Here is a 25,019-nt window from a genome sequence, read left to right on the forward strand (position 1 = left end):
TCCGCCACCCCCCGCAGTTGTGCATCCCGTGAAGGGCAAACGTGTCCATAACCCGCCGTACCGCCCGTCGTTCCGCGCGAGTCCTCGGCGTCGCCGCCGCGACCACCGCGCTCACGCTGGGTGTCGCAGGCAACGCTCTCGCCTGCAACATCAAGGAGTTTTCGGCCGAAGCCAAGTGCGACGGCGCCAAGGGCGTCATCACCGTCACCGACAAGGACCCCTCCGGGGTGCCGGCCGTCATCACCGTGTTCCTGGAGAACAACGGCGCCGACGAGCAGAAGATCGGTGAGCAGGAGGTCAAGGGCTCCCGCGAAGGCACCGTCATCACCTTCGACGAGGACTGGAAGCCGAACGCCGAGTACCGCATCCACGTCACCGCCAACAACGGCAACCGCAACCTCGTCGACGAGGACATCAAGCCGAACCTGACGACTCCGTCCGAGGGCTGCTCGAAGGACGAGTCGACGCCGCCGGCCACCCCGTCGCCGTCGGAGTCCGCCTCGACCCCGGCCGAGGAGTCTCCCACCCCGACCTCGACCCCGTCGGCCTCGGAGAGCAGCACCGCTCCGGCCGACACCGCCGACAACGAGCCGTCCCCGGCCGCCGGTGACTCCAACCTCGCCGAGACCGGTGCGAACTCCAACACCGGCCTGATCGTCGGCATCGCGGGCGCGCTGGTCGTCGTCGGCGGCGGTGCCGTCTTCTTCGGCATGCGCCGCCGCGGAGCCGACAGCAACCGCTGACGCCCCGCCCGCTACCACCGCCGTGGCCCGTCCCCGTATCCGGGGGCGGGCCACGGTCGTCCGTCCGGACGGTCCTCCTCCGTGGGCTCGACGGCCCGCGCGGATCACCCGAGCACGACGACGTCCGCCGCGTCGAACCGCACTCCCACCCTCGCCCCGGCCTCCGGCGCCTCCCGCAGCGCGCACGCCGCCTCCAGACGCGGGGCGTCCCGCGGCTGCAGGTGCAGGGCGACATGGGTGCCCTTGAAGGTGCGGGCGGCGACCGTGCAGCGCAGCCCCTCGTCGGCCGGCACCAGGCGCACCCCGGCGGGCCGCACCAGCAGGGTCCGGGTGCCCTGCGGGGCGCCCTCGGCCACCGGCACCTTGCCCCACGGCGTGTCCGCGGCCTGGCCGCTCACGGTGACCTCGACGACGTTCTCGAAGCCGAGGAAGCGTGCCACGAAGGCGTCCGCCGGCCGCTGCCACACCTCCAGCGGCGTCCCGGACTGCGCGATGCGCCCGTCGCGCATCACCACCACCCGGTCGGCCAGCGCGAAGGCCTCACCCTGGTCGTGCGTCACGGCGAGCACGGTCGTGCCCAACACGCCGAACAACTCCCGCAGTTCGACGACCAGGCGCTCCCGCAGCGAGCGGTCGAGCTGGCCGAGCGGTTCGTCGAGCATCAGCAGGCTCGGCCGGGGCGCGAGCGCGCGGGCCAGCGCCACCCGCTGCTGCTCCCCGCCGGACAGCGAGGCCACGGCCCGGCCGGCGGCCCCCGGCAGGCCGACCAGGTCGAGCAACTCCCTCACCCGGTCCGCCTGTTCCCGCTTCGCGGCCCCGCGCATCCGCAGCCCGAAGGCGACGTTGCCGCCCACGTCCCGCTGCGGGAACAGCTGGTGGTCCTGGAACATCAGCCCGACCCCGCGCCGGTGCGCGGGCACGCCGGCCTGGTCCCGCCCGCCGAGCAGGACCCGCCCGGCGTCCAGCGGCTGCAGCCCCGCCACCGCCCGCAGCAACGTCGACTTGCCGCTGCCGCTGGGCCCGAGCACACACACGGTCTCGTGCTCGGCGACGTCCAGGTCGACCGCGTCGAGCACGGCCCGCCCCCCGAACCGCACGGTCGCGCCCCGCAGGCTGAGCAGCATCTACAACTCCCCGGTCCGGTCGATGCGGAGACGTTCCAGCACCAGCAGCGCCACCGCGCACACCACCATCAGAATCGTCGACAGGGCCATCGCCTGCCCGTAGTTGAGGTCGCCGGGCCTGCCCAGCAGGCGGGCCACGGCGACCGGCAGCGTCGGGTTGTCCGGCCGCGCGATGAACACGGTCGCCCCGAACTCCCCGAGCGACACCGCGAACGCGAACCCGGCCGCGACCAGCAGTGCCCGCCGCACCATCGGCAGGTCGACCTCCCGCCACACCCGCCACGGCGACGCCCCGAGCACGGCCGCCGCCTCCCGCAGCCGCGCGTCCACGGCCCGCAGCACCGGCAGCATGGTCCGCACCACGAAGGGGACGCCGACCAGCGCCTGCGCGAGCGGCACCAGGATCCACGAGCCGCGCAGGTCCAGCGGCGGCTCGTCGAGCGCGATCAGGAACCCGAACCCGACGGTCACCGCGGACACCCCGAGCGGCAGCATCAGCAGCGCGTCGAAGCCGCGGACCAGCCGGCCCGCGTCCCGGCGGGCGAGCGCGGCGGCGGCCAGGCCGCCGATCAGCACGGCGATGGCGGTGGCGGCGAGGGCGTACTCGAGGGAGTTGCCGACCGCGTCGATGGGCGGGACGAGGAAGACGTTGCCGGCCTGACCGGTCAGCGCCCGGTAGTAGCCGAAGCCGGGCGCGGTGAGGGACCGCTGCACCAGGACGGCCGGCGGCAGCACGAGCAGGACCGCGATCGTGGTGAGGACCCCGGCCAGCAGCGCCCACTGCCCGGCGCCGCGCGGCCGCCGCGCGGTCACCGAGGCGTCCACCAGCCGCAGCGCGGTCTCCCGCCGCCGTACGGTCCAGGCGTGCACGGCGAGGATCGCGCCCACCGCCGCGAACTGGACGATGGTGAGGACGGCGGCCGTCGGCAGGTCGAAGATCTCGGACGTCTGCCGGTAGATCTCCACTTCGAGGGTGGAGAAGGCCGGGCCGCCCAGGATCTGCACCACGCCGAAGGAGGTGAAGGTGAACAGGAACACCATCAGCGTGGCGGCGGCCACCGCAGGCGCCAGCGCCGGCAGGGTGACCCGCCGCCAGGCCGCGAACGGGGAGGCGCCGAGCACCCGCGCCGCCTCCTCCTGCCGGGGGTCGAGCTGGGCCCACAGCCCGCCCACCGTGCGGACGACGACCGCGTAGTTGAAGAAGACGTGCGCGAGCAGGATGGCCCACACGGTGGTGTCCAGCCGCACACCCCACCACGCGTCGAGCAGTCCGCCGCGTCCGACGAGCGCGAGGAACGCCGTGCCGACGACGACCGTCGGCAGCACGAACGGCACCGTCACCACGGCCCGCAGCACCTGCTTGCCGGGGAAGTCGAGCCGGGCGAAGACGTAGGCGCCGGGGAGCGCGACCGCCAGCGTCAGCGCGGTGGAGGCGCACGCCTGCCAGGTGGTGAACCACAGCACGTGCCGGATGCCGTCCTGCCCGAGCACGTCCACGATCCGGCCGAGGTGCCACACCCCGTCCGACTTCAGCCCGCGGGCGACGATCGCGGCGACGGGGTAGGCGAAGAACAGCGCGAAGAACGCGGCCGGCCCGGCCATCAGCGCGAGCCTGGCCGCGTTCCCCGCACGGGTGCGGCGGACCGCTGCCTCGGGGCGGACCGCTACTTCAGTACGAGCGACGTCCACGACTTGACCCACTGGTCGCGGTCGGCGGCGATCTTGCCGGGGGCCAGGGTCCGCGGGTCCGCGGCCGGCTTGCCGTACTCGGCGAACTCCGGCGGCACCTGCGCGCCCTCGCGCACCGGGTAGACGAACATGTTCAGCGGCATGTCCTGCTGGAACTTCTCGGTGAGCAGGAAGTCGATGAGGGCCTTGCCGCCCGCGGCGTTCCTCGCATTGCTCAGCAGCCCCGCGTACTCGGTCTGCCGGAAGCAGGTCCCGTACGACACCCCGGTCGGCGCGGTCGCCGGCTTCGGGTCGGCGAAGACGACCTCGGCGGGCGGCGAGGAGGCGTATGACACGACGAGCGGACGGTCGCCGCCCGCCTTCCGGCCGCCGGCGGAACCGGAGAACTCCTCGTTGTAGGCCTGCTCCCAGCCGTCGACGACCTTCACGCCGTTGGCCTTGAGCTTCTTCCAGTAGCCGTGCCAGCCCCCGTCGCCGTACTTCGCGGCGGTGCCGAGCAGGAAGCCGAGGCCGGGCGAGGAGGTGGCGGCGTTCTCGGTGACCAGGAGGTTCTTGTACGCGGGCCTGGCGAGGTCGTCGAACGACGCGGGCGGGGCCAGCTTGTGCTTGCTGAAGTACGCCTTGTCGTAGTTGACGCAGATGTCGCCGTAGTCGACGGGCGTGACCCGGTGCTTCGCCTGGTCGACCCGGTGCTCGGGCAGGACCTGACCGGCGCCCTTCGCCTCGTACGGCCGGAACAGCCCGTTGTCGAGGGCCCGGGAGAGCAGGGTGTTGTCCACGCCGAAGAAGACGTCGCCCTGCGGGTTGTCCTTGGTCAGGATGGCCTTGTTGACGGCCTGGCCGGCGTCGCCGTCCTTGAGGACCCTGACCTTGTAGCCGGAGGACTTCTCGAAGTCCTTCAGCACGCTCTTGGAGACGGCCCACGAGTCGTGGCTGACGAGGGTGACGGTCCTGGAGTCCGTCGCGCCGGAGCCGCCGGACGATCCGCACGCCGACAACGCGACGAGACCGAGTCCGGCGGCGACGGCCACGAGGGTCTTGTGGTGCACTGGATTCCTCCTGGGGTTGACCAGGAAGAGACGCGGCCCTGCCCGGGACCCGCGAGGGGTGCCCGGGCAGGGCGCAACAGCTTGAGTGGTGACCGAACTTCCTACCCAGAATGACCTGGGCGAGGTTCAGAGGGTCTGCGGCCCGGTTGCCGCACTCTCAGCGCTGTGGCGCTCCCCTGTCGGAATATGAAGATGTTCTTACGAGTCCTTACGGGGGTCAGACTACCGTTCGGTGGCGGCCAGCTGGCCGCACGCCCCGTCGATCTCCTGCCCGCGGGTGTCCCGGATGGTCACCGGCACCCCGTGCGCCGCGATGGCCTCGACGAACGCCTTCTCGTCCGCGGGCCGGGAAGCGGTCCACTTCGAGCCCGGCGTCGGATTGAGCGGGATCAGGTTGACGTGCACCGGCCTGCCCTTGAGCAGCCGCCCGAGCCGGTCGCCGCGCCAGGCCTGGTCGTTGATGTCGCGGATCAGCGCGTACTCGATGGACAGCCGGCGCCCCGACTTCTCCGCGTACTCGAATCCGGCGTCGAGGACCTCGCGCACCTTCCACCGCGTGTTGACGGGGACGAGGGTGTCGCGCAGTTCGTCGTCGGGGGCGTGCAGCGAGATCGCGAGCCGGCACTTGAAGCCCTCGTCGGCGAACCGGTGGATGGCGGGCACCAGACCGACCGTGGAGACGGTGATCCCGCGCTGCGACAGGCCGAGCCCGTCCGGCGCGGGGTCGGTGAGCGCCCGGACCGCCCGGACGACCCGCTTGTAGTTGGCGAGCGGCTCGCCCATGCCCATGAAGACGATGTTGGACAGCCGCGCGGGCCCGCCGGGGACCTCCCCGTCCCTGAGCGCCCGCATCCCGTCGACGATCTGGTGCACGATCTCTGCGGTCGACAGGTTCCGGTCCAGCCCCGCCTGCCCGGTCGCGCAGAACGGGCAGTTCATCCCGCACCCCGCCTGCGAGCTGATGCACATGGTCACCCGGTCCGGGTAGCGCATCAGCACCGACTCCACGAGCGTGCCGTCGAACAGCCGCCACAGCGTCTTGCGGGTGGTGCCCTGGTCGGTCGACAGATGCCGGACCACGGTCATCAGCTCGGGAAGCAGCGCCTCCCGCAGCCTGTCCCGCGACCCCGCGGGGATGTCGGTCCACTCGGCCGGATCGTGCGCGTACCGCGCGAAGTAGTGCTGCGAGAGCTGCTTGGCGCGAAACGGCTTCTCCCCGATCTCGGCCACCGCCTCCTTGCGCTCGGCAGGCGTGAGATCGGCAAGATGCCGCGGCGGCTTCTTGGCTCCGCGGGGGGCGACGAAAGTGAGTTCTCCGGGCTTGGGCATGGTGCTACCAGTGTCGCAGATCGAGTTGGGTGACCTGCGGCTGCTGGTCCGGACACCTGTCGCCGGCGGTCGTCGTCTGTCGCCGCTGGTCCCCCTCGGACGGCCCAGGGACGGCCCGGAGACAGCGCGGGATAACGCGTTGACCTGGCTGTGGACGTGGGGTGTGATCACCGTATGGGGCCCGGAAATAGCGAGACAGATGCAGGCGTGGCCGACGACGAGATCGTGGCCGGGCGGATCATCCTCGGGCTGAAGACGCTACGTGATCACCTCGGCTGCTCTTTGCATGAAGCCCTCGACGCCTACGTCGCACGCTACGAGGTGCTGCGACGAGAACGGCCAGCCGACTTCGCCGAGAGTCACGAGGAGTACTGGGCGAACTTCTACTCGTGACATCACGGACACAATCTTGAAAACCGTCGTGGCGCAAGCCACCGTGGGTTCAAATCCCACACCCACCGCGTGAACGAACGGCCCCTGACCAGGTGAATCGGTCGGGGGCCGTCGCGCTGCGGGGTTCCCGCTCGTCACCGTGGTTCCCCGTGATGCCCCGCCCGATCGGGCACGGATGGGGCACGGTCAACTTCTGATCCGTAGCTCTATGTGGATCGGTCGCGAACGGTCGTACCGGCCGCCCTACGGCCCTCAGGGACGCTATCGGGTGAGGTCGGTTCCTGCGGTTGCTGTACTCCTCTGCTGTACAGCAGAGGAGCTGTGCTCAACTCGACACTGCCCCGCCCGCGAAGCCGACTGCAAGGTCTCCCAGTACGTCACAAAGGGCGCTCGCCCACTGCTTCATCCTGCTCGACTTAGGTTCATCAGCCATACGGTTCTCCTCGTCGTTCGTCTCCATGGTCTGGTCGTCGTTGTTCAACTTCGATGCCAGGACCTTGCAGATGACGGCCGCGGAGAGGGACAGTGCGAGACTCGGCAGTGCCGAGCTGAGCACAGCTCCAAGGCGATCTTACGGCCTAACGCAGCGTTCGACGCCCAGACCTGTCTTCCGTCGTGCAGGGGAACGGGGATGAGGCCCAACCGAGAACGTTTATGGTCGGGCCTCATCTTTATCAGGTCGATCAAGGCGCCCCGATGGGCTCGGCACACGGCAACTTAGAGGCTTGTTGCAGGTCGCCATGATCCGCCCTGATCCGGCCTCGTACGTGACTGTTGGTGTCAGCCGTTGATGTCAGGACGTAACGATGGGCTTGACACGCGACTGCGGGAGGCGCATAGCGATCGCCTGCACGACGATCAGCACGATCACCGCAACCACCAGCCAAGTCGCCTGACGCAGCACGCCAGTCATCGTGTCGCCATTGATCACGCAAGCCATGACTGTAGCCAGGAGGATCATGATTTTCTTGCGACTGTCAGTCCCTCGTGCGAGAGTTGCAAGCAGGTGGGTGTCAAGCATCGACAGTCCACCGAGACCCAGGATGGGCATCGCTCTCCTTGGTTGCAGAAGGGCGCGCCCGGAGCCTCTTCCCAAAGGTGGGCGCGCCCTTTGGTTGTTGGTCCTCCAACGGTATGACACGACGCCGACACCCCAGGCTCCACAAGGCAATGCAACCTTGCGGCATACGGGGTAGTACTCGTAACAACTCGTCGTCAGCCGCTGCTTCGACGCACTTAGCCCCTGATCTGCGAAAACAGGGCTCCCATACCATACGCCACTGACACTGACCCGTTTGTGCCCCTAGTCTAATACCCTGCACCAGGTCGTTTCGCGGATTGATTTCCCATTTATCCAGTGACCGGAATCACATACCAGATAGCAGAGTCTCCCCCTCAATCCACCACTCACCTCAGCTCCCATCCCGTCCGCCGTCGACCCACACACCGTGGAGCGGGCGTGGTTCAGGGGCGTCAAGGTGGAGCGCGCCACTGTACGAACGACCTTGACGCCCCTGGGCCGCGTCTGCTCGGCTCTGCCTGGGTCGACGGCGGACGGGATGGGAGCTCCCCACACACGCCACAACGGAACCGCAGCCGGCGACGGCGCCCCATCCATCCCGGTGCCGGCCGATCCCCCGCCGGAGGCATCGCCTTGACTGCGGGCCGGGCTCTGCGGTGATCGGCTCATGGCCTCCGGCCCTGTCCACATGTGGGCGCGCGTCGGCGCAGCGCGGGCGGAGCGGGCCGGAGGCAGGAGCGGCGCCCGCGGCGGAGCCGGGAAGCGCGCCCGGCGGAGCGGAGCGCAGCCGGGGCTTGATGAGGTAGAGAAACCTGTAACAGCTCATGGCCGAGACGGGCCCTGGTGCTGCTCATGCCTCCGTGGTGGTCTTGGATGCAGGGCATACACGAGGGGGAGCAAGTGCAGCCGTTGACGGGCGACTTGGCACGGAATCGGCCGGGTGACGCGGTGCGTCGCAAGATCCGGGAGCTACAGCCGAACCCCGTGCTGAGGCTGATCAACCGGCGCTGGCCAGGCTCGGAAATCCGAAGTTGGGCGGACGGTCTGAAGGGCGAACAGCTCACCGCCAGACGACTCGCCAGGCTCCGACGTCACGGCTGGTACACCCTCCATGCCATCCAGTGGACGAACGGCACGGACATCGACCACCTCACCATCGGTCCCGCCGGAGTGTTCTCCGTCAACTCCAAGCGACACCGCGGGAAGTCCGTTTGGTACGGCGACGCTGCCATAACGGTGAACGGCGGTACTACCCGCCACATCGCAGCCAGTCAGTCCGAAGCGCGCCGGGTGTCCCGTGCCCTGTCTCGTGGCTGCGGAGCTGAGGTACCCGTGCGTCCGCTGATCTCGGTCGTGGATGCGGCGAGGCTCGTCGTCAAGAGCGCGAATCCCCCGGTGCTCGTCCTGGAGGTGGAACACCTCGACCGCGTTCTGTCAGGGCTGTCACCCGTGCTCTCTGGTGATCAGGTGGCGAGCATCTACAACGTGGCTCGACGCCCGCAGACCTGGACCGGTTGATGACGCTCTCAGCCAGTGGTCCTGCCCGTGGCAAGCAGCCGGCCCGTGAAGCCTTCACGGCACAGGCGCTCGTATGCCGCCAGTACGTCCAGGGGGACCGGCTGACTGATCATGAACCCTTGCTCCGGATAGATCAGCAATCGCTGAAGCGCGCCGACCAACATGTCAATCACTAGACGAGCATCCTGGATGGAATCGACGTACTCCTCAAGCGTCATCGGCGTGGACGCGCTGACGAACTCGACCTCGGGCCACAGCTTGCAGGCCGTGGCGTACGCCCGCCGTTCCTCGTACGGCTTGCTGATCAGGAGTACGGAGGAGACCTTCACCCCGGCTTTCTCAAGCAGATGCCGGGAGAAACGGATGTTCTCGCCGGTGTTGCGGGCACGGGGCTCGACCAGCACAGCCGAACTCGGCACACCAAGTTCAAGGGCCCGTTCGCGGTAGTGGACCGCTTCGCCGCGCGGCATCCGCTCCCGCGTCGTGGGGCTGGTGGCCCCGGTGAACACAAGCAAGGGCGCCATGCCGCGCTTGTAGAGATCCACCGCAGTATCGGCCACGCCCAGGTCGTGGCTGCCGAGTCCAATCGCAACTGAGCACGGCCGGAGGGCATGATCCATCTGGTGGTAGTCCCAAAGGCGCCGAGCATCTGCCCATGCCTGTGCCGAGATCACGGCTGCCCCTTCGCGTCCTTCGCCGAGTCCGGCACCTTGAAGTCGTACTCCCAGGCGAAGCGTGAGGCCGCATGCACACCGATGGCAAATTCGACCACCGTGCCTGACGCCGTGTAGGTCGTCCGGTGAAGCTCGACCACCGGTTCGCCCGGCGATAGCTGAAGCAGCTTCACCTCGTCTTGCGTGGGCTGTCGGGCGAAGAGTTGTTCCTTCATGTGGTCGATCTCGTAACCAGCGTCGTACAGCACGCGGAATCCTCCGCCTCGGCCGGCGGGTCCTGGTGTGGGGTCGACAATCCGGGTTCCCTCGACGTGTTCAGGCAGGTAGTAGCTCGTCAGAGTGTGGGTCGGCTGTTCGCCCTCCTTCACGAGGCGCGCGCGTGCGTACACCGGAGCTCCCGCGGGCAGGCCGTGAGCTTCCGCCACGGCGGGCGGGGCCTCGACGAGGCTCACTGTTTGGGTCTGCTCATTCCGGCGGTACGAGCGGCCGGAGGCCACACGGTCGGCGATGAACGCCACTTCGTCGCCGTCCCGCCACTTGGCTTTGTCGTACCGGGCGATACCTAGACGCTTCAGCGGCACCTGCTGTCGGACGACGGTGCCATGGCCCCGTGACGAGGTGACCAGCCCTTCGGCTTCAAGGGCCTTGTAGGCGGCGTGGACTGTGGACTTGGAGCCCTCGCCCGCCTCTACAAGCTCCCTGATGTGCGGAAGCTGCTGGCCAGGGGCGTATTCACCCCTCTTGATCCGCTCGGCCAGCCTGTCCGCCAGTTCTCGCCACTTTGGCGCCATTGAGAACCCCTTTCGACGGGTCAAGTCAAGCACAGTCCCGAGACCATTGACAGTCCTAGGACTGCGTGCCATTGCCTCTTCGGGTCGCTCGCAGTCCTAGGACAGCGAAGCGCACAGCCTTCTTTGGGCTGCTCCAACATCAATCAAGGAGAGACGCATGCCGTCATTCAAGATCGACACTTCGACCGCTGTGGTGTTCGTGGCGACCGCGCCGGTGCCGAAGCTGGCCAACGCCAAGACCGGTGAGCGTGCGATGGACCGGGAGACCGGTGCGGCGCTGTCGACGGTGGGCCTGCTGGTCTCCGACGAGGGAGAGGGGAACCTGTACCAGGTGACCATCCCGGAGACGGGGTTCCCGGAGGGTCTGGCGCCGGGCATGCCGGTGCGGGTCGTCGGGCTGAAGGCGCGGGACTGGGAGAACGAATTCAACGGGCAGAAGCGGCACGGGATCTCGTTCCGCGCGGTCGCGATCACCCCGGCGGTCTGACCATGACCGACCTGTCCATGGTGCTGGAGGCCACGGGCGCTCTCGCGGGTGCCGGCGGTCTCGGCTACGCGAAGGTCCGCGCGCCGCGCGTGTACTGGTCGCTGGTCGGACTGCCGGTCACCTGGGGCCGGTTCACCTTCACCTACCGCTCGACGATGGACGTGTGCGGGCTGACGGTGCAGCCGTCGCGGCTGCGGGCGTTCCTCGCGCGGAACGTGGCCCGGCGTGAGGTGCTGCCGGTCCCGCCGAAGGTCCGCCGGGTCTGGGGCACGTCGACGGGGCTGCGGGTGACGCTGCGGCTTCCCGCCGGCCTGGAACCGGCCGACCTGATGACTGCTTCCGAGCGGCTGCGGCACGCCTGGGGCGTCCACTCGGTGACCGTCGTCGAGACCAAGCCCGGTTACGTCGAGCTGCGCATGACTGGCTATGACGTGCTGCGCCGGGTGAGGCTCCCGCGTGGTGCCCGTGCTGAGGGTCTGGCGGTGCCGGTGGCGCTGCGCGAGGACGGCACGGTGTTCGTCCGGGACTACCGCAAGATGCCCATGGCGCTGACGCTGGGCGCGAACAACTCGGGCAAGTCCGTCTACCAGCGCAACCTCATCAAGGGCCTGGCGCGGCTGCCGGTGGCCCTGGTCGGGATCGACTGCAAGCGCGGTGTCGAGCAGTCCGCGTACGCACCCCGGCTGTCGGCGCTGGCGACCACGCCGGACGACTCCGCGACGCTGCTGGACGTGCTGGTGGCCGAGATGGAAGACCGCTTCGACCTGCTGAGCCGGCACGGCGTCTCGGACATGTGGGACCTGCCCGAACGCCTGCGGCCGGTGCCCGTCGTCGTCCTGGTCGACGAGGTCGCGGAACTGTTCCTGATCTCCTCCAAGAAGGACGAGGAGCGGCGGGAGCGGATCGTGACCGCGTTGATCCGGCTGGCGCAGATGGCCCGCGCGGTCGGGATCCATCTGGAGGTGTGCGGGCAGCGGTTCGGCTCCGAGCTGGGCAAGGGCGCGACCATGCTCCGCGCGCAGCTCACCGGCCGTGTCGTGCACCGGGTCAACGACAAGCAGACCGCCGAAATGGGCCTGGCGGACGTGGCCCCGGATGCGGTCATGGCGGCCGGCCTGATCCCGGCGGAGCGTCCCGGAACGGCGGTCGCTGCCGATTCCTCCGGGGGCTGGGCGAAGATCCGCACCCCGCACACCTCCCGCGAGGACGTGACGGCGGTCTGCCGGGAGTTCGCTCACCTCGTCCCTGAGCTGCCCGCCCTTGACCCGTTCCGGCCGCATCTGCCCGCGACCGCCCCGGAGCCGGGTCCGTCGCTGGTCAAGCCGCGGCCCGTCACCGACTAAAGGAAAGGGGTCCGTCATGGCCACGCGCAAGAAGACGCAGCCCAAGCCGGTGACCTGCCCGGACTGCGGGGGCAAGGGTGAGATCGCCGAGACGGTACGGGTCGGCGCACGCAAGGGCCGGGCCACCGAAGACCGGCAAGCCGCCCTGTGCCTGACCTGCCTGGGAACGGGCGACGCGCCCGCGGACGGGAAGTGATCGCCGTGGCACGCTCGATCCGCCCCGACGCCGTTCTGATCCAAGCGGTGATCGCCGGTGCCCTGTCGTTCGCGCACCTGCATGATCTGGCTGCGGCGGCCGGGCAGTCGGGATGGAAGGCGTGGGCGTATCCGGTCTCGGTCGACCTGCTGTTGGTCGCCGCCTGGCGTCGGCTGCGCGCCGGCCGGGACCGCTCCTCCTGGACCTGGTTCACCATCGCCCTGACCGCCTCGCTCGGCGCCAACGTCGCCACCGCCGGACTGCTCGACCTGCACCACGTGCCCGCCTGGCTGCGCATCCTCGTCGCCGGCTGGCCTGCCCTCGCCTTCCTCGGCGGAACCCTGCTGGTCCACGCCCCCGCACCGGTCACCGCCGGGCTGGAGCACGACGAGGAACCGGCGGCGCCGGAAGTCGAGATGCACCGCACCGACACCCCCGAACCGGCCCCCGCCCCGGCTGCGGTGTCTGCGCCGGAACTGTCCCCGGCACCGCCCAAGCCGACCACCCACGCCCCGGCCGTCCCGCCGGCGCTGCTCGACCACGCCCGCTCGATCGCCGACGCACACCACAGCACCACCGGCGAGCCGATCACCGCCGACGCGCTGACCGCCCGGCTCGGCCTTCCCGCGCCGACCTGCCAGGCCATCGCCGCGCACCTCCAACTCACCTGACAGCGAAGGGAGGTGAACCCTGTGCGCCCGAACCGCTTCTACAACGTGCTCCGCATCGGCCCGGTCAAAGTCGCCAGCTTCAACAACGGCCGGGGCCAGACCCGGCACACCGCCGCCTGCACCGCACCCGGCTGCGGCTTCTCCACCGAGCACCGCGACCGCTCGGCCGCCGAACTGACCGCCCGCACCCACCGCTGCACCTGAGAGGAGGACAGAGCCGTGCAGTTGCCCGAAGACCAGCTCCGCGCCGGCCACATCCCCGCCGACCTCTACCGGCGTATCCCGCCCGGCACCGACATGCGACAGGTCGTGATCGTCCAGGAAGCCCCGCGCTCCTACAAGGGCCCCATCGTCACGACGCTCGTCATCGTCGCCGGCTCCATCGCGGTCCTGCTGGTGATCGCCTACGTCGTCCAGGTCATCGCCGGCGCGGTCGTCGCCGTCCTGTCGGCCACCGGCGGACTCAGCTACACGATCAACCGCACATCAAAGACCAGGAAGCGAGCCTGACATGGGCATCTTCAGCCGGAAGAACAACGACACCCCCGCCCATCCCGAGATGACCGAACTCGGCCGTGAGTACGCGATCGCCAAACGCCACGGCGACCGCAAGGCCGCTAACCGGATCAAGCGGCAGATCGGCGCATCCGGCATCAGCGACAGCGAGCGCGCATCGTTCGAGCAGGGCCGTGAGTCCTACGACGCCATCCCGCCCGCGTACTCCAAGCGTCGCAACCGCCGACGCTGACGCCCTCCGGGGCGGCCTCAACCGCCAAGTATCCGCCGCCCCGGACGGCTGCACCTCTTCCAGATCCAACGGACCCGAAAGGGAAGCCTCATCATGCCCCAGCACGCCCAGAACACGCGCGTCTGCCGCGACTGCGACGGCTTCGCCACCGCCGCCATCACCACCGGCCCCCGACACGCCGACGGCACCCGCGCCACCCTCACCGTGGCCTGCCCGACCTGCAAGGGCACCGGCCACACCACCCCCGCCGCTGCCCTCACCCGCGCCGGGAGGTGAGCGCGGTGGCTCTCCTCGACTGGCGCTCGCCCGAGCACTTCGACCACAGCGGCGACAAGCCGTGCGTGATCTGCACCAAGCCCACCCCGCTGCGCTCCGACAGCGGCAAGCCCGTCCACAAGGTCTGCGCCGAGGACTGGATCGACCGCCACCCGCCCCAGGAGGACGGTAAGTGACCCACCCCGCCACCGCGGCGGGCCTGGACCCGGCCACCCTCAACGATCTGCTGAGGCTGGCCGGGTCCACCGGCTTCGACCGCATCCAAGACCAGATCCGCCGCACCGGCGGCTGCACCGACCCCATCCGCCTGCAAGGCTCCACCGTCACCCGCGACGCCACCACCGGGCACGTCCTGCACTCCTACTCGACCGACACCGAACCGGGCGGCGTGCTGCGGGTGGCCTGCGGCAACCGGCGGGCCTCCCGCTGCCCGTCCTGCGCCTGGACTTACGCCGGCGACACCTACCACCTGATCCGCGCCGGCCTGGTCGGCGACCCCGACAAGGGCACCCCGCACACCATCCGCGACCACCCGCGGGTCTTCGCCACCCTCACCGCCCCCTCGTTCGGCCCGGTCCACAATCGCCCCGGAAACCGGCCCTGCCGCTGCGGCACCCGCCACCCCGAGGACGCCCCCGAGCTGGGCACACCACTCGACCCGGACACCTACGACTACGCGGGCGCCGTGCTGTGGAACAACCACGCCTCCGAACTGTGGCGCTACTTCACGATCTACCTCCGCCGCCAGATCGCCAAGCACGCCGGCCTGACCCAGAAGGACGCCAAGGAACAGTCGCGGGTCTCCTTCGGCAAGGTCGCCGAATACCAAAAGCGCGGCGCCGTCCACTTCCACGCCGTGATCCGCTTCGACGGCCCCGATGGCCCCGACAGCCCGCCCCCGGCCTGGGCCACCCTCGACCTGCTCACCGACGCGATCCGGGCCGCTGCCGCCCGCGTCGCTGTCGACGTGCCCCCGTCCGGTGACCAACCCGCGCGCACCCTCCACTGGGGCGAACAGCTCGACGTCCGGCCCATCCGGGCCTTCGGCGACGGCGAGGACATCACCGAGCAGGCGGTCGCCTCCTACGTCGCGAAGTACGCCACGAAGGCCGCTGAGACCACCGGCGCCGTCGACCGTCGGATCGGCAACAAGGAAGCGCTCGCGCTCCTCGGCGTCGCCGAGCACCCCGCCCGGCTCATCGCCGCCTGCCTCGACCTGCACCCGCTCTACCCCGACCGCAAGCTGCGTGACTGGGCTCACATGTTGGGCTTCCGCGGCCACTTCTCCACCCGGTCCCGCCGCTACTCCACCACCCTCGGCGCGCTGCGCCAGACCCGCGCCGACTATCGCGCGGCCCAGCAACGCGAAGCCCTCGGCCTGCCGGACCCCGGCGACCCGGAGGCAACCACGTTGACCCTCGCCCACTGGTCCTACGCCGGCCACGGCCACACCCCCGGCGAATCCTGGCTCGCCGCCAACATCCGCCGCGACATCGCCCACAACCGCGAGATCGCCCGCGAAGAACTACCCGCCCTGCTCGCTGACGAAAGGGACTGCTGACCATGGCCTCAGAGCTGCCGAACCGGTTCCTGACCCCTGAGGACCTGGTCGAGATGTTCGAGCTTCCCAGCGTGGAGACGGTCTATCAGTGGCGCCGGAAGCGCACCGGTCCCCGCGGCTTCCGCGTCGGCCGGCACCTGCGCTTCGACCCGAACGACGTACGGGCCTGGGTGGATTCCCAGCTCGGGGAGGCTGCCTGATGGCGGGCCACATCCAAGACCGCTGGTACAAGACCGAGACCGGGCCGAACGGCAAGCCTGTCAGGGTCAAGACCGAGCGCTACGGCACCGGCATGCGCTACCGCGCCCGGTACATCGGCCCCGACGGTACCGAGAAGTCCAAGAGCTTCCCTGACCGTCAGAAGCGCCTCGCCGAGCAGTGGCTGACCGACATCGCGTCGGACATGTCCCGCGGTCGGTACATCGACCCGCGTGCGGCTCGGATCACCTTCAAGAGCTACGCCGAGAAGTGGCTCAACACCCACCGCATCGACCCGGCCAGTCTGGTGGTGGTCGAGCAGCGCTTACGCCTGCACGCCTTCCGTCTGATCGGCTCTCGACCGCTGGACTCGTTCCGCCCGGAGCACATCCGCGCCCTGGTGAGCGCGCTGGAGAACGACCCGGCCGTGAGCGGCGGCTACGCACGGAACATCTACGGCGACGTGCGGGCCGTACTCAGTGCGGCGGTCGACGACGGGCTGTTGCCCCGCAACCCGTGCTCCGCGAAGTGCGTCCGCCCGCCGGCCACCGAGCAACGCCGCGTCGTGCCGTGGCTTCCTGCCCAGGTTCAGGCGGTTCGTGCTGCACTCCCTCAGCGCTACCGGCCGATGGTGGACGTGGGCGCTGGGTGCGGGCTTCGTCAGGGTGAGATCGTGGGGCTGGCTGAGGATGCCCTCGACTTCGACGGTGGCATCATTCGGGTGGTCCGGCAGGTGAAGCTGATTCGGGGCAAGGCCGTGTTCGCTCCGCCGAAGTGCAATAAGGAGCGGGACGTACCGTTGCCGCCGTCGGTGGCTGAGGCTCTGCGAGCACACATGGACGCCTTCAAGCCGGTCGAGATCACCTTGCCCTGGCGCAAGCCGGACGGCCCGAAGGTGTCCGCCCGCCTCCTGTTCACGAACACCGCGAGCGGGCTCGTCTGGCGCAGCAACTTCAACATCCAGGAGTGGAAACCCGCCCTCGCGTCGGCCGGCCTGATCGCCGAAGCCGGGGAGGACGGCAAGTACGCCTCCGCCCGTGAGCACGGTATGCATGCCCTGAGGCACTTCTACGCCTCGGTGTTGCTGGACGCTGGCGAAAGCATCAAGGCCGTGAGTGAGTACCTGGGGCACTCCGACCCTGGGCTGACGCTGCGGGTGTACGCGCACCTGATGCCGTCGAGCCAGGAACGGACGAGGAAGGCCGTGGATCGGGTCCTTCTTCCGGCCCCGCGTGAGCCTGACGGCCCAGGGACGGCCCAATGACCCATACCAAGCCCCCTACTTGCGCTGAATGCGCTGGTGGGGGGCTTGTTGCTGCCCGCTCACTGTGAGTTCTCCGGGCTTGGGCATGGTGGTACCAGTGTCGCAGATCGGCGCCGGCCCTCCGTCCGGGTCCGGCGGTGCCTGATCCCTGCGGCGTCCGCGCATCCGTGCGGCCCGTGCGCGAAGAAGGGGAAGTGCTGCGGGGCATTTCCCGATTAGGGGACCAAAAGGCCCTTTTATCCTGCGGGCGGTGCCCGTTCCCTTGAAGAGACAGTTCGTGGTGATGGCGAACGTGATGACAACCAGGGCGTGGGGGCCGGAGGTGGGCGCAATGCGAAAGATCCTCGGCAGGCGGTCCCGCGCCGGTACCCGGAGGGGGCTCCCGCCCCCCGCGGTGGCGATCTCGCTCTTCCCCCTGCTTCTCCTGGTGATCGACGTGTTCAACACGCCGTCCGTCCGTCTGGGACCGCTGATGGTGGCGGCGCCCACGTTCGCGGCGGCGTTCTGCGCTCCGGCGGGGGTGCTCGGTGTGTCCGCGGTGACGCTGCCGTGCGTGGTCCTGGCCTCCTGGTCCAACCAGCAGCTGGCCACCGAGAACTTCCTGGTCCAGATGATCACCACCGCCCTGATCATCGCGGCCGCCACGGCCGCCGCCTCCGTGCGGGTGCACAGGGAGCGCCAGCTGGCACGGGCCCGCTGGGTCGCGGAGGTCACCCAGCGGGTGCTGCTGCATCCGCTGCCGCGCCGGGTCGGGTCCTTCGACGTGGCCTCGCTGTACGAGTCGGCGGACGAGGAGGCCGCCGTCGGCGGGGACCTGTACGCGATCGCCCGGCACGGAAACTGCTCCCGGCTCCTGCTCGGCGACGTGCAGGGCAAGGGACTGGCCTCGCTGGACATGGTCAGTTCGGTGCTGAACGGTTTCCGGCAGTCGGTCCGGCACGGCAGCACGCTCCCCACGGTGGTGCGGGAGCTGGCGGCGGGGTTCCAGGAGGACGTCCGGGAGCTGTCCGCCGCGGCCGAGGAGTCCCCCTGCGGTCCCGGTGCGTACGCGGACGAGTCGTTCGTGACCGCCGTCCTGTGCGAGCTGCCCGACGAAGGGCCGATGCGCCTGGTGAATCTCGGGCATCCCGAGCCCCTGCTGCTGCACGACGGGAAGGTCACCGCGCTGGAGCCGACGGTGCCGGTGCCCCCGTTGGGCCTCGAAGACCTCAACGGCGTTGAAATAGTGGTCGACACCACCGACTTCCCGATGGGCGCCACCCTGGTGCTCTACACCGACGGCGTGACCGAGGCACGGAACCCGGCCGGCGACTTCTACCCGCTCGCCGACCGGTTGCGGAACTGGACCGACCTGCCCCCGGAGGCCCTGCTGGCCGCGGTCCGCGCCGACCTCCGCCGGCACGTGGACGGCCCGCTCACCGACGACGTGGCCATGGTGGCCCTCCAGCGCACCCCGGCGCCCGAGCCGGCTCGGGCGCCGGCCGCCGGCCGTCCCGCGAGCACGCGGTCGGACTCGCTCGACGGCGAGCCCGCCGGGTCCCCCGTCAGTCGGACCCGGCCGTCCCCCGTCAGCCGGATCCGACGAAGGCCACCATCAGCAGCCACACCACAGGCGCCGTCGGGAGCAGCGAGTCCAGCCGGTCCATGATGCCGCCGTGCCCCGGCAGCAGCGTGCCCATGTCCTTGATGCCCAGGTCCCGCTTGATCATCGACTCGCCGAGGTCGCCCAGGGTCGCGCTGACGGCGACCGCGAGGCCGAGTACCAGTCCCTGCCACCAGGTGCCGTCGTCGATCAGGAACTGCATGCACAGCGCGCCCGCCACCATCGCGAACGACACCGCCCCGAGCAGGCCCTCGCGGGTCTTGCCGGGACTGATGCGCGGGGCCAGCTTGTGCGTGCCGAAGCGCCAGCCGACGGCGTACGCGCCGGTGTCGCTGACCACGGTCAGCACCAGGAAGGTCAGGACGCGCCACGGGCCGTCGGCGGCGGTCAGCAGCAGCGCGACGAACGACGCCAGGAACGGCACGTAGAAGGCGGCGAAGACGCCCGCCGTGACGTCCTTGAGATAGCCCTCCGGCGGCTGCGTCATGCGCCAGACCAGGACCGCCAGCGAGGTCAGCGCCATCGCCACCCACGCGCCCTCGGCGCCCTTGAGGTACCCGGCGACGACCATCGCCGCGCCGCCGACCGCGAGCGGCACCAGGGGCGCCTTGATCTGCTTGCGTTCCGCCAGCCGGCTCGTCAGTTCCCACAGGCCCACCACGACGGCGGCCGCGATCACGCCCACGAAGGCGGCCTTGACGACGAACAGCGACGCGATGATCACCACGCCGAGCCCGAGGCCGACGCCTATCGCCGCGCTCAGGTCGCGCCCCGCGCTCTTCTTCTGCCGCCGGGGTGCGGGCTGAGGGGCGTCGGGCATGGGCTCCGGATTCTGCGGCGCCGCCGCTCGCGGCTGCGCCGACGTGGTCTCGTCGCGGAACAAGGGGCCGCTCAGCCGAGCGGCCCCCCGGTCGTCATCCTGGTGTCCGCCATGGGCGGGTACGTCGGGCACGATGGGCATGGGGCGGGTCTGCTGCGTCTCAGGCGCATCGTACGCGGGACCCGCCGGGGCAGCCCCCTGCTCGGAGGGCCCCCAGTACCCGGCTTGTGGCGGCGCCCCCCAGGAAGAGTCGTTCATCAGACCTCGAGCAGCTCTGCTTCCTTGTGCTTGAGGAGCTCGTCCACCTGGGCGACGTACTTGTGCGTGGTGTCGTCGAGCTCCTTCTCCGCGCGCCGGCCCTCGTCCTCGCCGATCTCGCCGTCCTTGATCAGCTTGTCGATGGCGTCCTTGGCCTTGCGGCGCACGGAGCGGATGGACACGCGCGCGTCCTCCGCCTTGTGCTTGGCGACCTTGATGTAGTCGCGGCGGCGCTCCTCGGTCAGCTCGGGGAACACCACGCGGATGATGTTGCCGTCGTTGCTCGGGTTGACGCCCAGGTCGGAGTCGCGGATCGCCTGCTCGATGTTGCGCAGCGCGGTCTTGTCGAACGGCGTCACCACGGCCATGCGCGGCTCCGGCACGGAGAACGAAGCCAGCTGGTTGATCGGCGTCGGCGCGCCGTAGTAGTCGGCCACGATCTTGTTGAACATCGCCGGGTGCGCACGGCCGGTGCGGATCGCGGCGAAGTCCTCCTTGGCGACCACGACGGCCTTCTCCATCTTCTCCTCGGCCTCGAGGAGGGTCTCTTCGATCACCACTTGCTCCTGCGTGTCTTGAGTAGGCCCGGCTGCGTCCTTGGTGGGGGCGGCGGCCGGCTTCGTCGCGTCTTTTTCCTGAACGGTTCCCGACCGGCAGGACATTGTCCATCCCCCGGTCAGGCTCCTCAGCTCTGGCTGCCTTGGTCACCCACCAGCGTGCCGATCTTCTCACCCTTGACGGCGCGGGCGATATTGCCCTCCGCCAGAAGCTCGAAGACGAGGATGGGGAGCTTGTTGTCGCGGCACAGCGTGATGGCGGTGGCGTCGGCGACCTTGAGCTCGCGCGTGATGACCTCGCCGTAGCCGAGGGAGTCGAACTTGACGGCGTCCGGGTTGGTCTTCGGGTCGGAGTCGTAGACCCCGTCCACGCCGTTCTTGCCCATCAGCAGCGCCTCGGCGTCGATCTCCAGGGCGCGCTGGGCGGCGGTGGTGTCGGTGGAGAAGTACGGCATGCCCATACCGGCGCCGAAGATGACCACGCGGCCCTTCTCCAGGTGGCGCACGGCACGCAGCGGGATGTACGGCTCGGCGACCTGGCCCATGGTGATGGCGGTCTGCACCCGGCTGTCGATGCCCTCCTTCTCCAGGAAGTCCTGGAGGGCGAGGCAGTTCATCACCGTGCCGAGCATGCCCATGTAGTCCGAGCGGGCCCGGTCCATGCCGCGCTGCTGGAGTTCGGCGCCGCGGAAGAAGTTGCCTCCGCCGATGACGACCGCGATCTGCGCGCCGTCACGCACGACGGCCGCGATCTCGCGGGCGATCTTGTGCACCACGTCGGGGTCGACGCCCAGGCCCCCGCCGCCGGAGAAGGCCTCTCCGGACAGCTTCAGCAGAAACCGGCCGCGTACTTTGCCGTCGTCGCTCTTCTCGGGCTTGGTGGTCATCGAGATCCGCCTCTTTCACGTGTTGCACATACGAAGAAGGCCACTGCCGGTGGGGGTGGTTCGCAACCCTTGCTCGGCAATGGCCTCCTCGTCAGTTCTGCTGTCCGTCACGCACGCGTGCTCGACGCCGTACGCGCACGACTGCTACCGACCCTATAGGGATCGAGTACCCGTCGCGGCACGGACTCAGATGCCGACCTTGATGCGCGTGAAGCGCTTCAGGGTGACACCGGCCTCGTCCAGGACCTTCTGGACGGACTTCTTGTTGTCGAGCGCGTACGGCTGACCGAGGAGCGTGGCGTCCTTGAAGAAGCCGTTGAGGCGGCCTTCGACGATCTTGCCGATCGCGGCCTCGGGCTTGCCCTCGGCGCGGGTGGTCTCCTCGGCGATGCGACGCTCGGACTCGACGACCTCGGCCGGGACGTCCTCCTTGGAGAGGTACTTCGGCGCGAAGGCGGCGATGTGCTGGGCGACGCCCTTGGCGACCTCGGCATTCTCCTTGTCGAGCTCGACCAGGACACCGATCTGCGGGGGCAGGTCGGGCATCGTGCGGTGCATGTACGCCGTCACGTAGCCGTCCGAGAACTGCGCGAAGCGGTCCAGGACGATCTTCTCACCGAGGTTGGCGTTGGCCTCGTCCACGAAAGCCTGGACGGTCTTGCCGGCCTCGATCTCGGAGGCGAGCAGGGCCTCGATGTCGGCCGGGGAGGTCTTCGCCACGTGCTCGGCGATGGCCCTGGCCACGGCCTGGAACTTGTCGCCCTTGGCGACGAAGTCCGTCTCGCACTTCAGCTCGACCAGGACGCCGGAGGAGTTGTCGTCGGCGATGATGGAGACCACGGCGCCGTTCTCGGCGGAGCGGCCCTCGCGCTTGGCGACGCCCTTCTGGCCCTTGATGCGCAGCGCCTCGACGGCCTTGTCGACGTTGCCCTCGGCCTCGTCCAGCGCCTTCTTGCAGTCCATCATGCCGGCGCCGGTGAGCTCACGAAGCTTCTTGACGTCGGCGGCGGTGTAGTTCGCCATGAGTCTGAATCTTTCTCGAAGTCTGGAAGATCGAAGATCTACGGGGTTCGCGGCACCCATCAAGAGGGATGCCGCTGACGCTCCGCTGATCCACGGGTGAACGGCGGGGGCGGTCTTCACCGCGCCGGAGGCGTACCGGATGCAGTACCGCTCCCGCCGTCACCACGGACGCTGACGGGTCAGGCCTGCTCGGCCTCGGCGGCGGGGGCCTCGGCGGCCTCGGCGGCGGGAGCCTCGGCGGCCTCCGCGGCGGGGGCCTCGGCAGCCGGAGCCTCCGCGGCGGCCTCGGCCGGCTTCTCGGCCTCGTCCGCCTTCTTCTCGCCCTCGAGCAGGTCGCGCTCCCACTCGGCGAGCGGCTCGCCCGCGGCCTTCTCGCCCTTGTCGCCGGTGGCGACGCCGGAACGGGCGATGAGGCCCTCGGCGACGGCGTCGGCGATCACACGGGTGAGCAGGGTGACGGAGCGGATGGCGTCGTCGTTGCCCGGGATCTTGTAGTCGACCTCGTCGGGGTCGCAGTTGGTGTCGAGGATCGCGACGACCGGGATGTTGAGCTTCCGGGCCTCGCCGACCGCGATGTGCTCCTTCTTGGTGTCCACGATCCAGACGGCGCTGGGCACCTTCTGCATCTCGCGGATACCGCCGAGGGTCTTCTCCAGCTTGGCCTTCTCACGCGAGAGGACCAGGAGCTCCTTCTTGGTCAGACCGGAGGACGCGACGTCCTCGAAGTCGATCTGCTCCAGCTCCTTCAGGCGCTGCAGACGCTTGTAGACGGTGGAGAAGTTGGTGAGCATGCCGCCCAGCCAGCGCTGGTTGACGAAGGGCATGCCGACGCGGGTGGCCTGCTCGGCGATGGCCTCCTGCGCCTGCTTCTTCGTGCCGACGAACATGACCGTGCCGCCGTGGGCGACGGTCTCCTTGACGAACTCGTAGGCGCGGTCGATGTACGACAGCGACTGGAGCAGGTCGATGATGTAGATGCCGTTGCGCTCGGTGAAGATGAAGCGCTTCATCTTCGGGTTCCAGCGACGGGTCTGGTGACCGAAGTGGACGCCGCTCTCCAGCAGCTCCCGCATCGTGACGACGGCCATGGCCGTATCTCCTTGAAGTTCTCGGTTGTGCCGCGGATGCCGGATGGCTCCCGCGCCTGACGCCCGCGCGCGCCGTGCCGCAAGGGACCGAGGGGCGCTGACTCCGGCTTGTGATCACCAGGTGTCGGGGCGTGCGAAGTCGACCCGGTGACCCGGATCGCCAGAAGAAGTGTACGGGACCGGCGAGGTGCCGGGTGACGCCGTTGTCCACAACCGGGCGGTGGTCCACAGGTCCCGGCCCCGGACGGCGGGGGTGCGGGACGGTTCCGGCATGCGAGCGAAACGAGACACGGGCCGGGCGGGCGCGGTGCTGCTGGGGGTGGTGTCGGCCGTCCTGGCGCCCTGGGCGTGGGCGGACGGCCCGATTGCGCCGACCGGGTCGGTTCCTCCGGTGCCCGCCGTCGCCCGGGTCTGGCCGGTGGGCGACCGGCCGGCGGTGCTGCGTGGCTGGGAACCCCCGGCCACGGTGTACGGCCCGGGTCACCGGGGTGTGGATCTCGCGGCGCCGGCCGGGGCGCCGGTACGGGCGGTGGCGGCGGGGCGGGTGTCCTTCGCGGGCCGGGTGGCGGGCCGGGGCGTGGTCTCCGTGGCGCTGGCGGGCACCGGGCTGCGGACGACGTACGAGCCGGTGCGGGCGTCGGCGCGGACGGGGGACGACGTGGCGGCGGGCGAGGTGGTGGGCACGGTGGAGCCGGTGGCGGCGCACTGCGCGGTGGTGTGCGTGCACTGGGGGCTGCTCCGGGGCGGGACCTACCTCGACCCGCTGTCGCTGCTGCCGCCGTGGCTGCTGGGCAGGGGACCGTCCCGCCTGCTGCCGGTACTCGGCGTACCGCTGCCGCAGCAGCCGACGCCGTAGCCGCTGCCGCGGGCCGGGCCGGGCCGGGCCGCTGCTGTCCGGGTGCCACGCCCGTGCCCCGTGCCCCGCCGCATGCCCCGTGCCGCATGCCGCGAGGTGTGCCGTTGCCGCGAGGTGGCCGGGCCGCCGTCATGGCCGCGAACCGCGGTGAAGCCATGACCGGGCCGCGTCGGCGCCGCGACCGCGCACCGTCCCTCCGCGGCGACCGTGTGCCGCCCCGCCGTGAGGTCCGAGTGTCGTCCGCGTGCCGTCCGCGTGCCGTCCGTCGCCGCGGGGCGTGCGGGGTCAGCCGCGTACGCCGCGCAGTGCCATCGCCACGGCCGCCTCCGTGATCGCCGCCGGGTCCTCGGCCGCCCCCAGCTCGATCCGCCGTACCGCCGCGTCCACGACGCCCTGGAGCAGCATCGCGGCCAGCCGCGGCTCGGCATGCCCCATCTCGCCGAGCGCCTCGACGATCAGCGCGACGAGGCCGCCGTGCGCGGCCCGGATCTTCTCCCGGGCGCCGGCGTCGAGTTCGCTCGCCGAGATCGCGACCACGGCCCGGTGCCGCCGGTCGCCCACCAGCGCCAGCTGCCGACGCACATACGCCTCGACCTTGGTCTCGGGCGTCAGCTCGACCTCCATCGCCGCCGCGACCTCGGCCGCCCAGACGGGGAAGTCGACCTCGCACAGCTCCTCGACGACCGCGGCGCGCGAGCGGAAGTACTCGTACACCGACGACCGCGCGAGGCCGGTGCGCTCGGCGAGGGCCGGGAAGGTCAGCGCCTCCGTGCCGCCCTCGGACAACAGGGACCGGGCCGCGTCCAGCAGGGCGGCTCGCTGCATCGACCTGTGCTCGGCCACGGAGGCCGC

The 25,019-nt window shown here is 70.1% G+C and carries 30 protein-coding genes and 1 riboswitch; of the genes, 17 read left to right on the forward strand and 13 right to left on the reverse strand.

Translation table 11 applies throughout. From position 1 onward, the window contains the following. Positions 1–41: 41 nt before the first annotated feature. Positions 42–743, forward strand: a complete 702-nt coding sequence (locus ACH4ZX_RS16130; RefSeq protein WP_398272591.1) for an LAETG motif-containing sortase-dependent surface protein — start codon at positions 42–44, stop codon at positions 741–743. A gap of 104 nt (positions 744–847) precedes the next feature. On the opposite strand, the gene ACH4ZX_RS16135 is transcribed toward ACH4ZX_RS16130, so the two are convergent. From ACH4ZX_RS16135 to rlmN, 4 genes are all read right to left on the reverse strand, one after another. Further along, positions 848–1,867 (reverse strand): ABC transporter ATP-binding protein, encoded by a 1,020-nt coding sequence (locus tag ACH4ZX_RS16135; RefSeq protein WP_398272593.1) that lies wholly within the window; start codon positions 1,865–1,867, stop codon positions 848–850. Further along, positions 1,868–3,556 carry an ABC transporter permease gene (locus tag ACH4ZX_RS16140; RefSeq protein ID WP_398272595.1) on the reverse strand — a complete coding sequence of 563 codons (1,689 nt, stop codon included), beginning with the start codon at positions 3,554–3,556 and terminating at the stop codon, positions 1,868–1,870. Continuing rightward, positions 3,532–4,605, reverse strand: coding sequence for a thiamine ABC transporter substrate binding subunit (locus ACH4ZX_RS16145; RefSeq protein WP_398272597.1), 1,074 nt, complete (start codon positions 4,603–4,605; stop codon positions 3,532–3,534). Before ACH4ZX_RS16145 ends, ACH4ZX_RS16140 begins: the two co-directional genes overlap by 25 nt. A gap of 80 nt (positions 4,606–4,685) precedes the next feature. Beyond that, positions 4,686–4,793: riboswitch (TPP riboswitch) on the reverse strand. A gap of 34 nt (positions 4,794–4,827) precedes the next feature. Then, positions 4,828–5,934, reverse strand: coding sequence for a 23S rRNA (adenine(2503)-C(2))-methyltransferase RlmN (rlmN, locus tag ACH4ZX_RS16150; protein ID WP_398272599.1), 1,107 nt, complete (start codon positions 5,932–5,934; stop codon positions 4,828–4,830). A gap of 207 nt (positions 5,935–6,141) precedes the next feature. Here rlmN and ACH4ZX_RS16155 point away from each other — a divergent pair, with 207 nt between their 5' ends. Then, complete coding sequence (locus tag ACH4ZX_RS16155) at positions 6,142–6,327, forward strand: hypothetical protein (protein WP_398272601.1); 186 nt, start codon at positions 6,142–6,144, stop codon at positions 6,325–6,327. Positions 6,328–7,120: 793 nt separating this feature from the next. Here the strand turns inward: ACH4ZX_RS16155 and ACH4ZX_RS16160 are convergent. Further along, the gene (locus ACH4ZX_RS16160; RefSeq protein WP_398272603.1) at positions 7,121–7,378 is read right to left on the reverse strand and encodes a hypothetical protein; all 258 of its coding nucleotides are present in this window, start codon (positions 7,376–7,378) and stop codon (positions 7,121–7,123) included. A gap of 918 nt (positions 7,379–8,296) precedes the next feature. Between ACH4ZX_RS16160 and ACH4ZX_RS16165 the strand changes: the two genes are divergently transcribed. Beyond that, positions 8,297–8,866 carry a nuclease-related domain-containing protein gene (locus ACH4ZX_RS16165; protein ID WP_398272604.1) on the forward strand — a complete coding sequence of 190 codons (570 nt, stop codon included), beginning with the start codon at positions 8,297–8,299 and terminating at the stop codon, positions 8,864–8,866. 8 nt (positions 8,867–8,874) lie between these two features. Here the strand turns inward: ACH4ZX_RS16165 and ACH4ZX_RS16170 are convergent, their stop codons facing one another. Both ACH4ZX_RS16170 and ACH4ZX_RS16175 read right to left on the reverse strand, forming a co-directional pair. Next, positions 8,875–9,540, reverse strand: coding sequence for a YdcF family protein (locus tag ACH4ZX_RS16170; protein WP_398272606.1), 666 nt, complete (start codon positions 9,538–9,540; stop codon positions 8,875–8,877). Further along, complete coding sequence (locus ACH4ZX_RS16175; RefSeq protein ID WP_398272608.1) at positions 9,537–10,331, reverse strand: GntR family transcriptional regulator; 795 nt, start codon at positions 10,329–10,331, stop codon at positions 9,537–9,539. Before ACH4ZX_RS16175 ends, ACH4ZX_RS16170 begins: the two co-directional genes overlap by 4 nt. 157 nt (positions 10,332–10,488) lie before the next feature. Between ACH4ZX_RS16175 and ACH4ZX_RS16180 the strand changes: the two genes are divergently transcribed. The 13 genes from ACH4ZX_RS16180 to ACH4ZX_RS16240 all read left to right on the forward strand — a co-directional run bounded on the left by ACH4ZX_RS16180 (position 10,489) and on the right by ACH4ZX_RS16240 (position 18,723). Further along, entirely contained in the window at positions 10,489–10,818 is a 330-nt protein-coding gene (locus tag ACH4ZX_RS16180) for a hypothetical protein (protein ID WP_398272610.1), read from the forward strand. A 2-nt stretch (positions 10,819–10,820) separates the two neighbouring features. Next, positions 10,821–12,161: an FtsK/SpoIIIE domain-containing protein gene (locus tag ACH4ZX_RS16185; RefSeq protein WP_398272612.1), complete on the forward strand. Its 1,341-nt coding sequence runs from the start codon at positions 10,821–10,823 to the stop codon at positions 12,159–12,161. 16 nt (positions 12,162–12,177) lie between these two features. After that, on the forward strand, positions 12,178–12,357 hold the full coding sequence (locus ACH4ZX_RS16190; RefSeq protein WP_398272614.1) for a hypothetical protein: 180 nt from the start codon (positions 12,178–12,180) through the stop codon (positions 12,355–12,357). Between the two features lie 5 nt (positions 12,358–12,362). Further along, positions 12,363–13,028 carry a DUF2637 domain-containing protein gene (locus ACH4ZX_RS16195; protein ID WP_398272615.1) on the forward strand — a complete coding sequence of 222 codons (666 nt, stop codon included), beginning with the start codon at positions 12,363–12,365 and terminating at the stop codon, positions 13,026–13,028. A 21-nt stretch (positions 13,029–13,049) separates the two neighbouring features. After that, the gene (locus ACH4ZX_RS16200; RefSeq protein ID WP_398272617.1) at positions 13,050–13,232 is read left to right on the forward strand and encodes a mobile element transfer protein; all 183 of its coding nucleotides are present in this window, start codon (positions 13,050–13,052) and stop codon (positions 13,230–13,232) included. A 15-nt stretch (positions 13,233–13,247) separates the two neighbouring features. Next, positions 13,248–13,538: a hypothetical protein gene (locus ACH4ZX_RS16205; RefSeq protein WP_398272619.1), complete on the forward strand. Its 291-nt coding sequence runs from the start codon at positions 13,248–13,250 to the stop codon at positions 13,536–13,538. Between the two features lies 1 nt (position 13,539). After that, positions 13,540–13,776 carry a hypothetical protein gene (locus ACH4ZX_RS16210; RefSeq protein ID WP_398272621.1) on the forward strand — a complete coding sequence of 79 codons (237 nt, stop codon included), beginning with the start codon at positions 13,540–13,542 and terminating at the stop codon, positions 13,774–13,776. A gap of 93 nt (positions 13,777–13,869) precedes the next feature. Further along, on the forward strand, positions 13,870–14,052 hold the full coding sequence (locus ACH4ZX_RS16215; protein WP_398272622.1) for a hypothetical protein: 183 nt from the start codon (positions 13,870–13,872) through the stop codon (positions 14,050–14,052). 5 nt (positions 14,053–14,057) lie between these two features. Further along, positions 14,058–14,228, forward strand: coding sequence for a hypothetical protein (locus ACH4ZX_RS16220; RefSeq protein ID WP_398272624.1), 171 nt, complete (start codon positions 14,058–14,060; stop codon positions 14,226–14,228). Further along, a complete protein-coding gene (gene repSA / locus ACH4ZX_RS16225) occupies positions 14,225–15,613 on the forward strand; it encodes a replication initiator protein RepSA (protein WP_398272626.1) in 1,389 nt (462 codons plus the stop codon). Before ACH4ZX_RS16220 ends, repSA begins: the two co-directional genes overlap by 4 nt. A gap of 2 nt (positions 15,614–15,615) precedes the next feature. Then, entirely contained in the window at positions 15,616–15,813 is a 198-nt protein-coding gene (locus ACH4ZX_RS16230) for an AlpA family transcriptional regulator (RefSeq protein ID WP_109202808.1), read from the forward strand. Continuing rightward, positions 15,813–17,075 carry a tyrosine-type recombinase/integrase gene (locus ACH4ZX_RS16235; RefSeq protein WP_398272627.1) on the forward strand — a complete coding sequence of 421 codons (1,263 nt, stop codon included), beginning with the start codon at positions 15,813–15,815 and terminating at the stop codon, positions 17,073–17,075. Before ACH4ZX_RS16230 ends, ACH4ZX_RS16235 begins: the two co-directional genes overlap by 1 nt. A 331-nt stretch (positions 17,076–17,406) precedes the next feature. Next, positions 17,407–18,723: a PP2C family protein-serine/threonine phosphatase gene (locus tag ACH4ZX_RS16240; protein WP_398272628.1), complete on the forward strand. Its 1,317-nt coding sequence runs from the start codon at positions 17,407–17,409 to the stop codon at positions 18,721–18,723. On the opposite strand, the gene ACH4ZX_RS16245 is transcribed toward ACH4ZX_RS16240, so the two are convergent. The 5 genes from ACH4ZX_RS16245 to rpsB form a co-directional block, all read right to left on the reverse strand. Further along, a complete protein-coding gene (locus ACH4ZX_RS16245) occupies positions 18,644–19,756 on the reverse strand; it encodes a phosphatidate cytidylyltransferase (protein ID WP_398272629.1) in 1,113 nt (370 codons plus the stop codon). The genes ACH4ZX_RS16240 and ACH4ZX_RS16245 overlap by 80 nt on opposite strands. Next, positions 19,756–20,313, reverse strand: coding sequence for a ribosome recycling factor (gene frr, locus ACH4ZX_RS16250; protein ID WP_324788892.1), 558 nt, complete (start codon positions 20,311–20,313; stop codon positions 19,756–19,758). Before frr ends, ACH4ZX_RS16245 begins: the two co-directional genes overlap by 1 nt. Positions 20,314–20,441: 128 nt before the next feature. Then, positions 20,442–21,200: a UMP kinase gene (gene pyrH, locus ACH4ZX_RS16255; protein WP_398272630.1), complete on the reverse strand. Its 759-nt coding sequence runs from the start codon at positions 21,198–21,200 to the stop codon at positions 20,442–20,444. A 186-nt stretch (positions 21,201–21,386) separates the two neighbouring features. Then, the gene (gene tsf, locus ACH4ZX_RS16260; protein WP_398272632.1) at positions 21,387–22,223 is read right to left on the reverse strand and encodes a translation elongation factor Ts; all 837 of its coding nucleotides are present in this window, start codon (positions 22,221–22,223) and stop codon (positions 21,387–21,389) included. A 179-nt stretch (positions 22,224–22,402) separates the two neighbouring features. Continuing rightward, a complete protein-coding gene (gene rpsB / locus ACH4ZX_RS16265) occupies positions 22,403–23,311 on the reverse strand; it encodes a 30S ribosomal protein S2 (RefSeq protein WP_398272634.1) in 909 nt (302 codons plus the stop codon). A 271-nt stretch (positions 23,312–23,582) separates the two neighbouring features. On the opposite strand from rpsB, the gene ACH4ZX_RS16270 reads away from it, so the two are divergent. Beyond that, a complete protein-coding gene (locus ACH4ZX_RS16270; protein WP_398272636.1) occupies positions 23,583–24,167 on the forward strand; it encodes a peptidoglycan DD-metalloendopeptidase family protein in 585 nt (194 codons plus the stop codon). A gap of 285 nt (positions 24,168–24,452) precedes the next feature. Here ACH4ZX_RS16270 and ACH4ZX_RS16275 read toward each other — a convergent pair whose 3' ends face one another. Then, entirely contained in the window at positions 24,453–25,010 is a 558-nt protein-coding gene (locus ACH4ZX_RS16275) for a TetR/AcrR family transcriptional regulator (protein ID WP_398272732.1), read from the reverse strand. Between the last annotated feature and the right edge of the window lie 9 nt (positions 25,011–25,019).

This window comes from Streptomyces sp. NPDC020490 (assembly GCF_044335305.1).
In the GTDB taxonomy this organism is placed as follows: Bacteria; Actinomycetota; Actinomycetes; order Streptomycetales; family Streptomycetaceae; genus Streptomyces.

Bases quoted from the DNA above. Each gene is read 5' to 3' on its own strand.
- tsf (WP_398272632.1), bottom strand. From the start codon at position 22,223: ATGGCGAACTACACCGCCGCCGACGTCAAGAAGCTTCGTGAGCTCACC.
- ACH4ZX_RS16185 (WP_398272612.1), top strand. From the start codon at position 10,821: ATGACCGACCTGTCCATGGTGCTGGAGGCCACGGGCGCTCTCGCGGGT.
- ACH4ZX_RS16210 (WP_398272621.1), top strand. From the start codon at position 13,540: ATGGGCATCTTCAGCCGGAAGAACAACGACACCCCCGCCCATCCCGAG.
- ACH4ZX_RS16135 (WP_398272593.1), bottom strand. From the start codon at position 1,867: ATGCTGCTCAGCCTGCGGGGCGCGACCGTGCGGTTCGGGGGGCGGGCC.
- ACH4ZX_RS16240 (WP_398272628.1), top strand. From the start codon at position 17,407: ATGCGAAAGATCCTCGGCAGGCGGTCCCGCGCCGGTACCCGGAGGGGG.
- rpsB (WP_398272634.1), bottom strand. From the start codon at position 23,311: ATGGCCGTCGTCACGATGCGGGAGCTGCTGGAGAGCGGCGTCCACTTC.
- ACH4ZX_RS16190 (WP_398272614.1), top strand. From the start codon at position 12,178: ATGGCCACGCGCAAGAAGACGCAGCCCAAGCCGGTGACCTGCCCGGAC.
- ACH4ZX_RS16215 (WP_398272622.1), top strand. From the start codon at position 13,870: ATGCCCCAGCACGCCCAGAACACGCGCGTCTGCCGCGACTGCGACGGC.
- ACH4ZX_RS16270 (WP_398272636.1), top strand. From the start codon at position 23,583: ATGCGAGCGAAACGAGACACGGGCCGGGCGGGCGCGGTGCTGCTGGGG.
- pyrH (WP_398272630.1), bottom strand. From the start codon at position 21,200: ATGACCACCAAGCCCGAGAAGAGCGACGACGGCAAAGTACGCGGCCGG.
- ACH4ZX_RS16230 (WP_109202808.1), top strand. From the start codon at position 15,616: ATGGCCTCAGAGCTGCCGAACCGGTTCCTGACCCCTGAGGACCTGGTC.
- ACH4ZX_RS16180 (WP_398272610.1), top strand. From the start codon at position 10,489: ATGCCGTCATTCAAGATCGACACTTCGACCGCTGTGGTGTTCGTGGCG.
- rlmN (WP_398272599.1), bottom strand. From the start codon at position 5,934: ATGCCCAAGCCCGGAGAACTCACTTTCGTCGCCCCCCGCGGAGCCAAG.
- ACH4ZX_RS16245 (WP_398272629.1), bottom strand. From the start codon at position 19,756: ATGAACGACTCTTCCTGGGGGGCGCCGCCACAAGCCGGGTACTGGGGG.
- ACH4ZX_RS16160 (WP_398272603.1), bottom strand. From the start codon at position 7,378: ATGCCCATCCTGGGTCTCGGTGGACTGTCGATGCTTGACACCCACCTG.
- ACH4ZX_RS16175 (WP_398272608.1), bottom strand. From the start codon at position 10,331: ATGGCGCCAAAGTGGCGAGAACTGGCGGACAGGCTGGCCGAGCGGATC.
- ACH4ZX_RS16235 (WP_398272627.1), top strand. From the start codon at position 15,813: ATGGCGGGCCACATCCAAGACCGCTGGTACAAGACCGAGACCGGGCCG.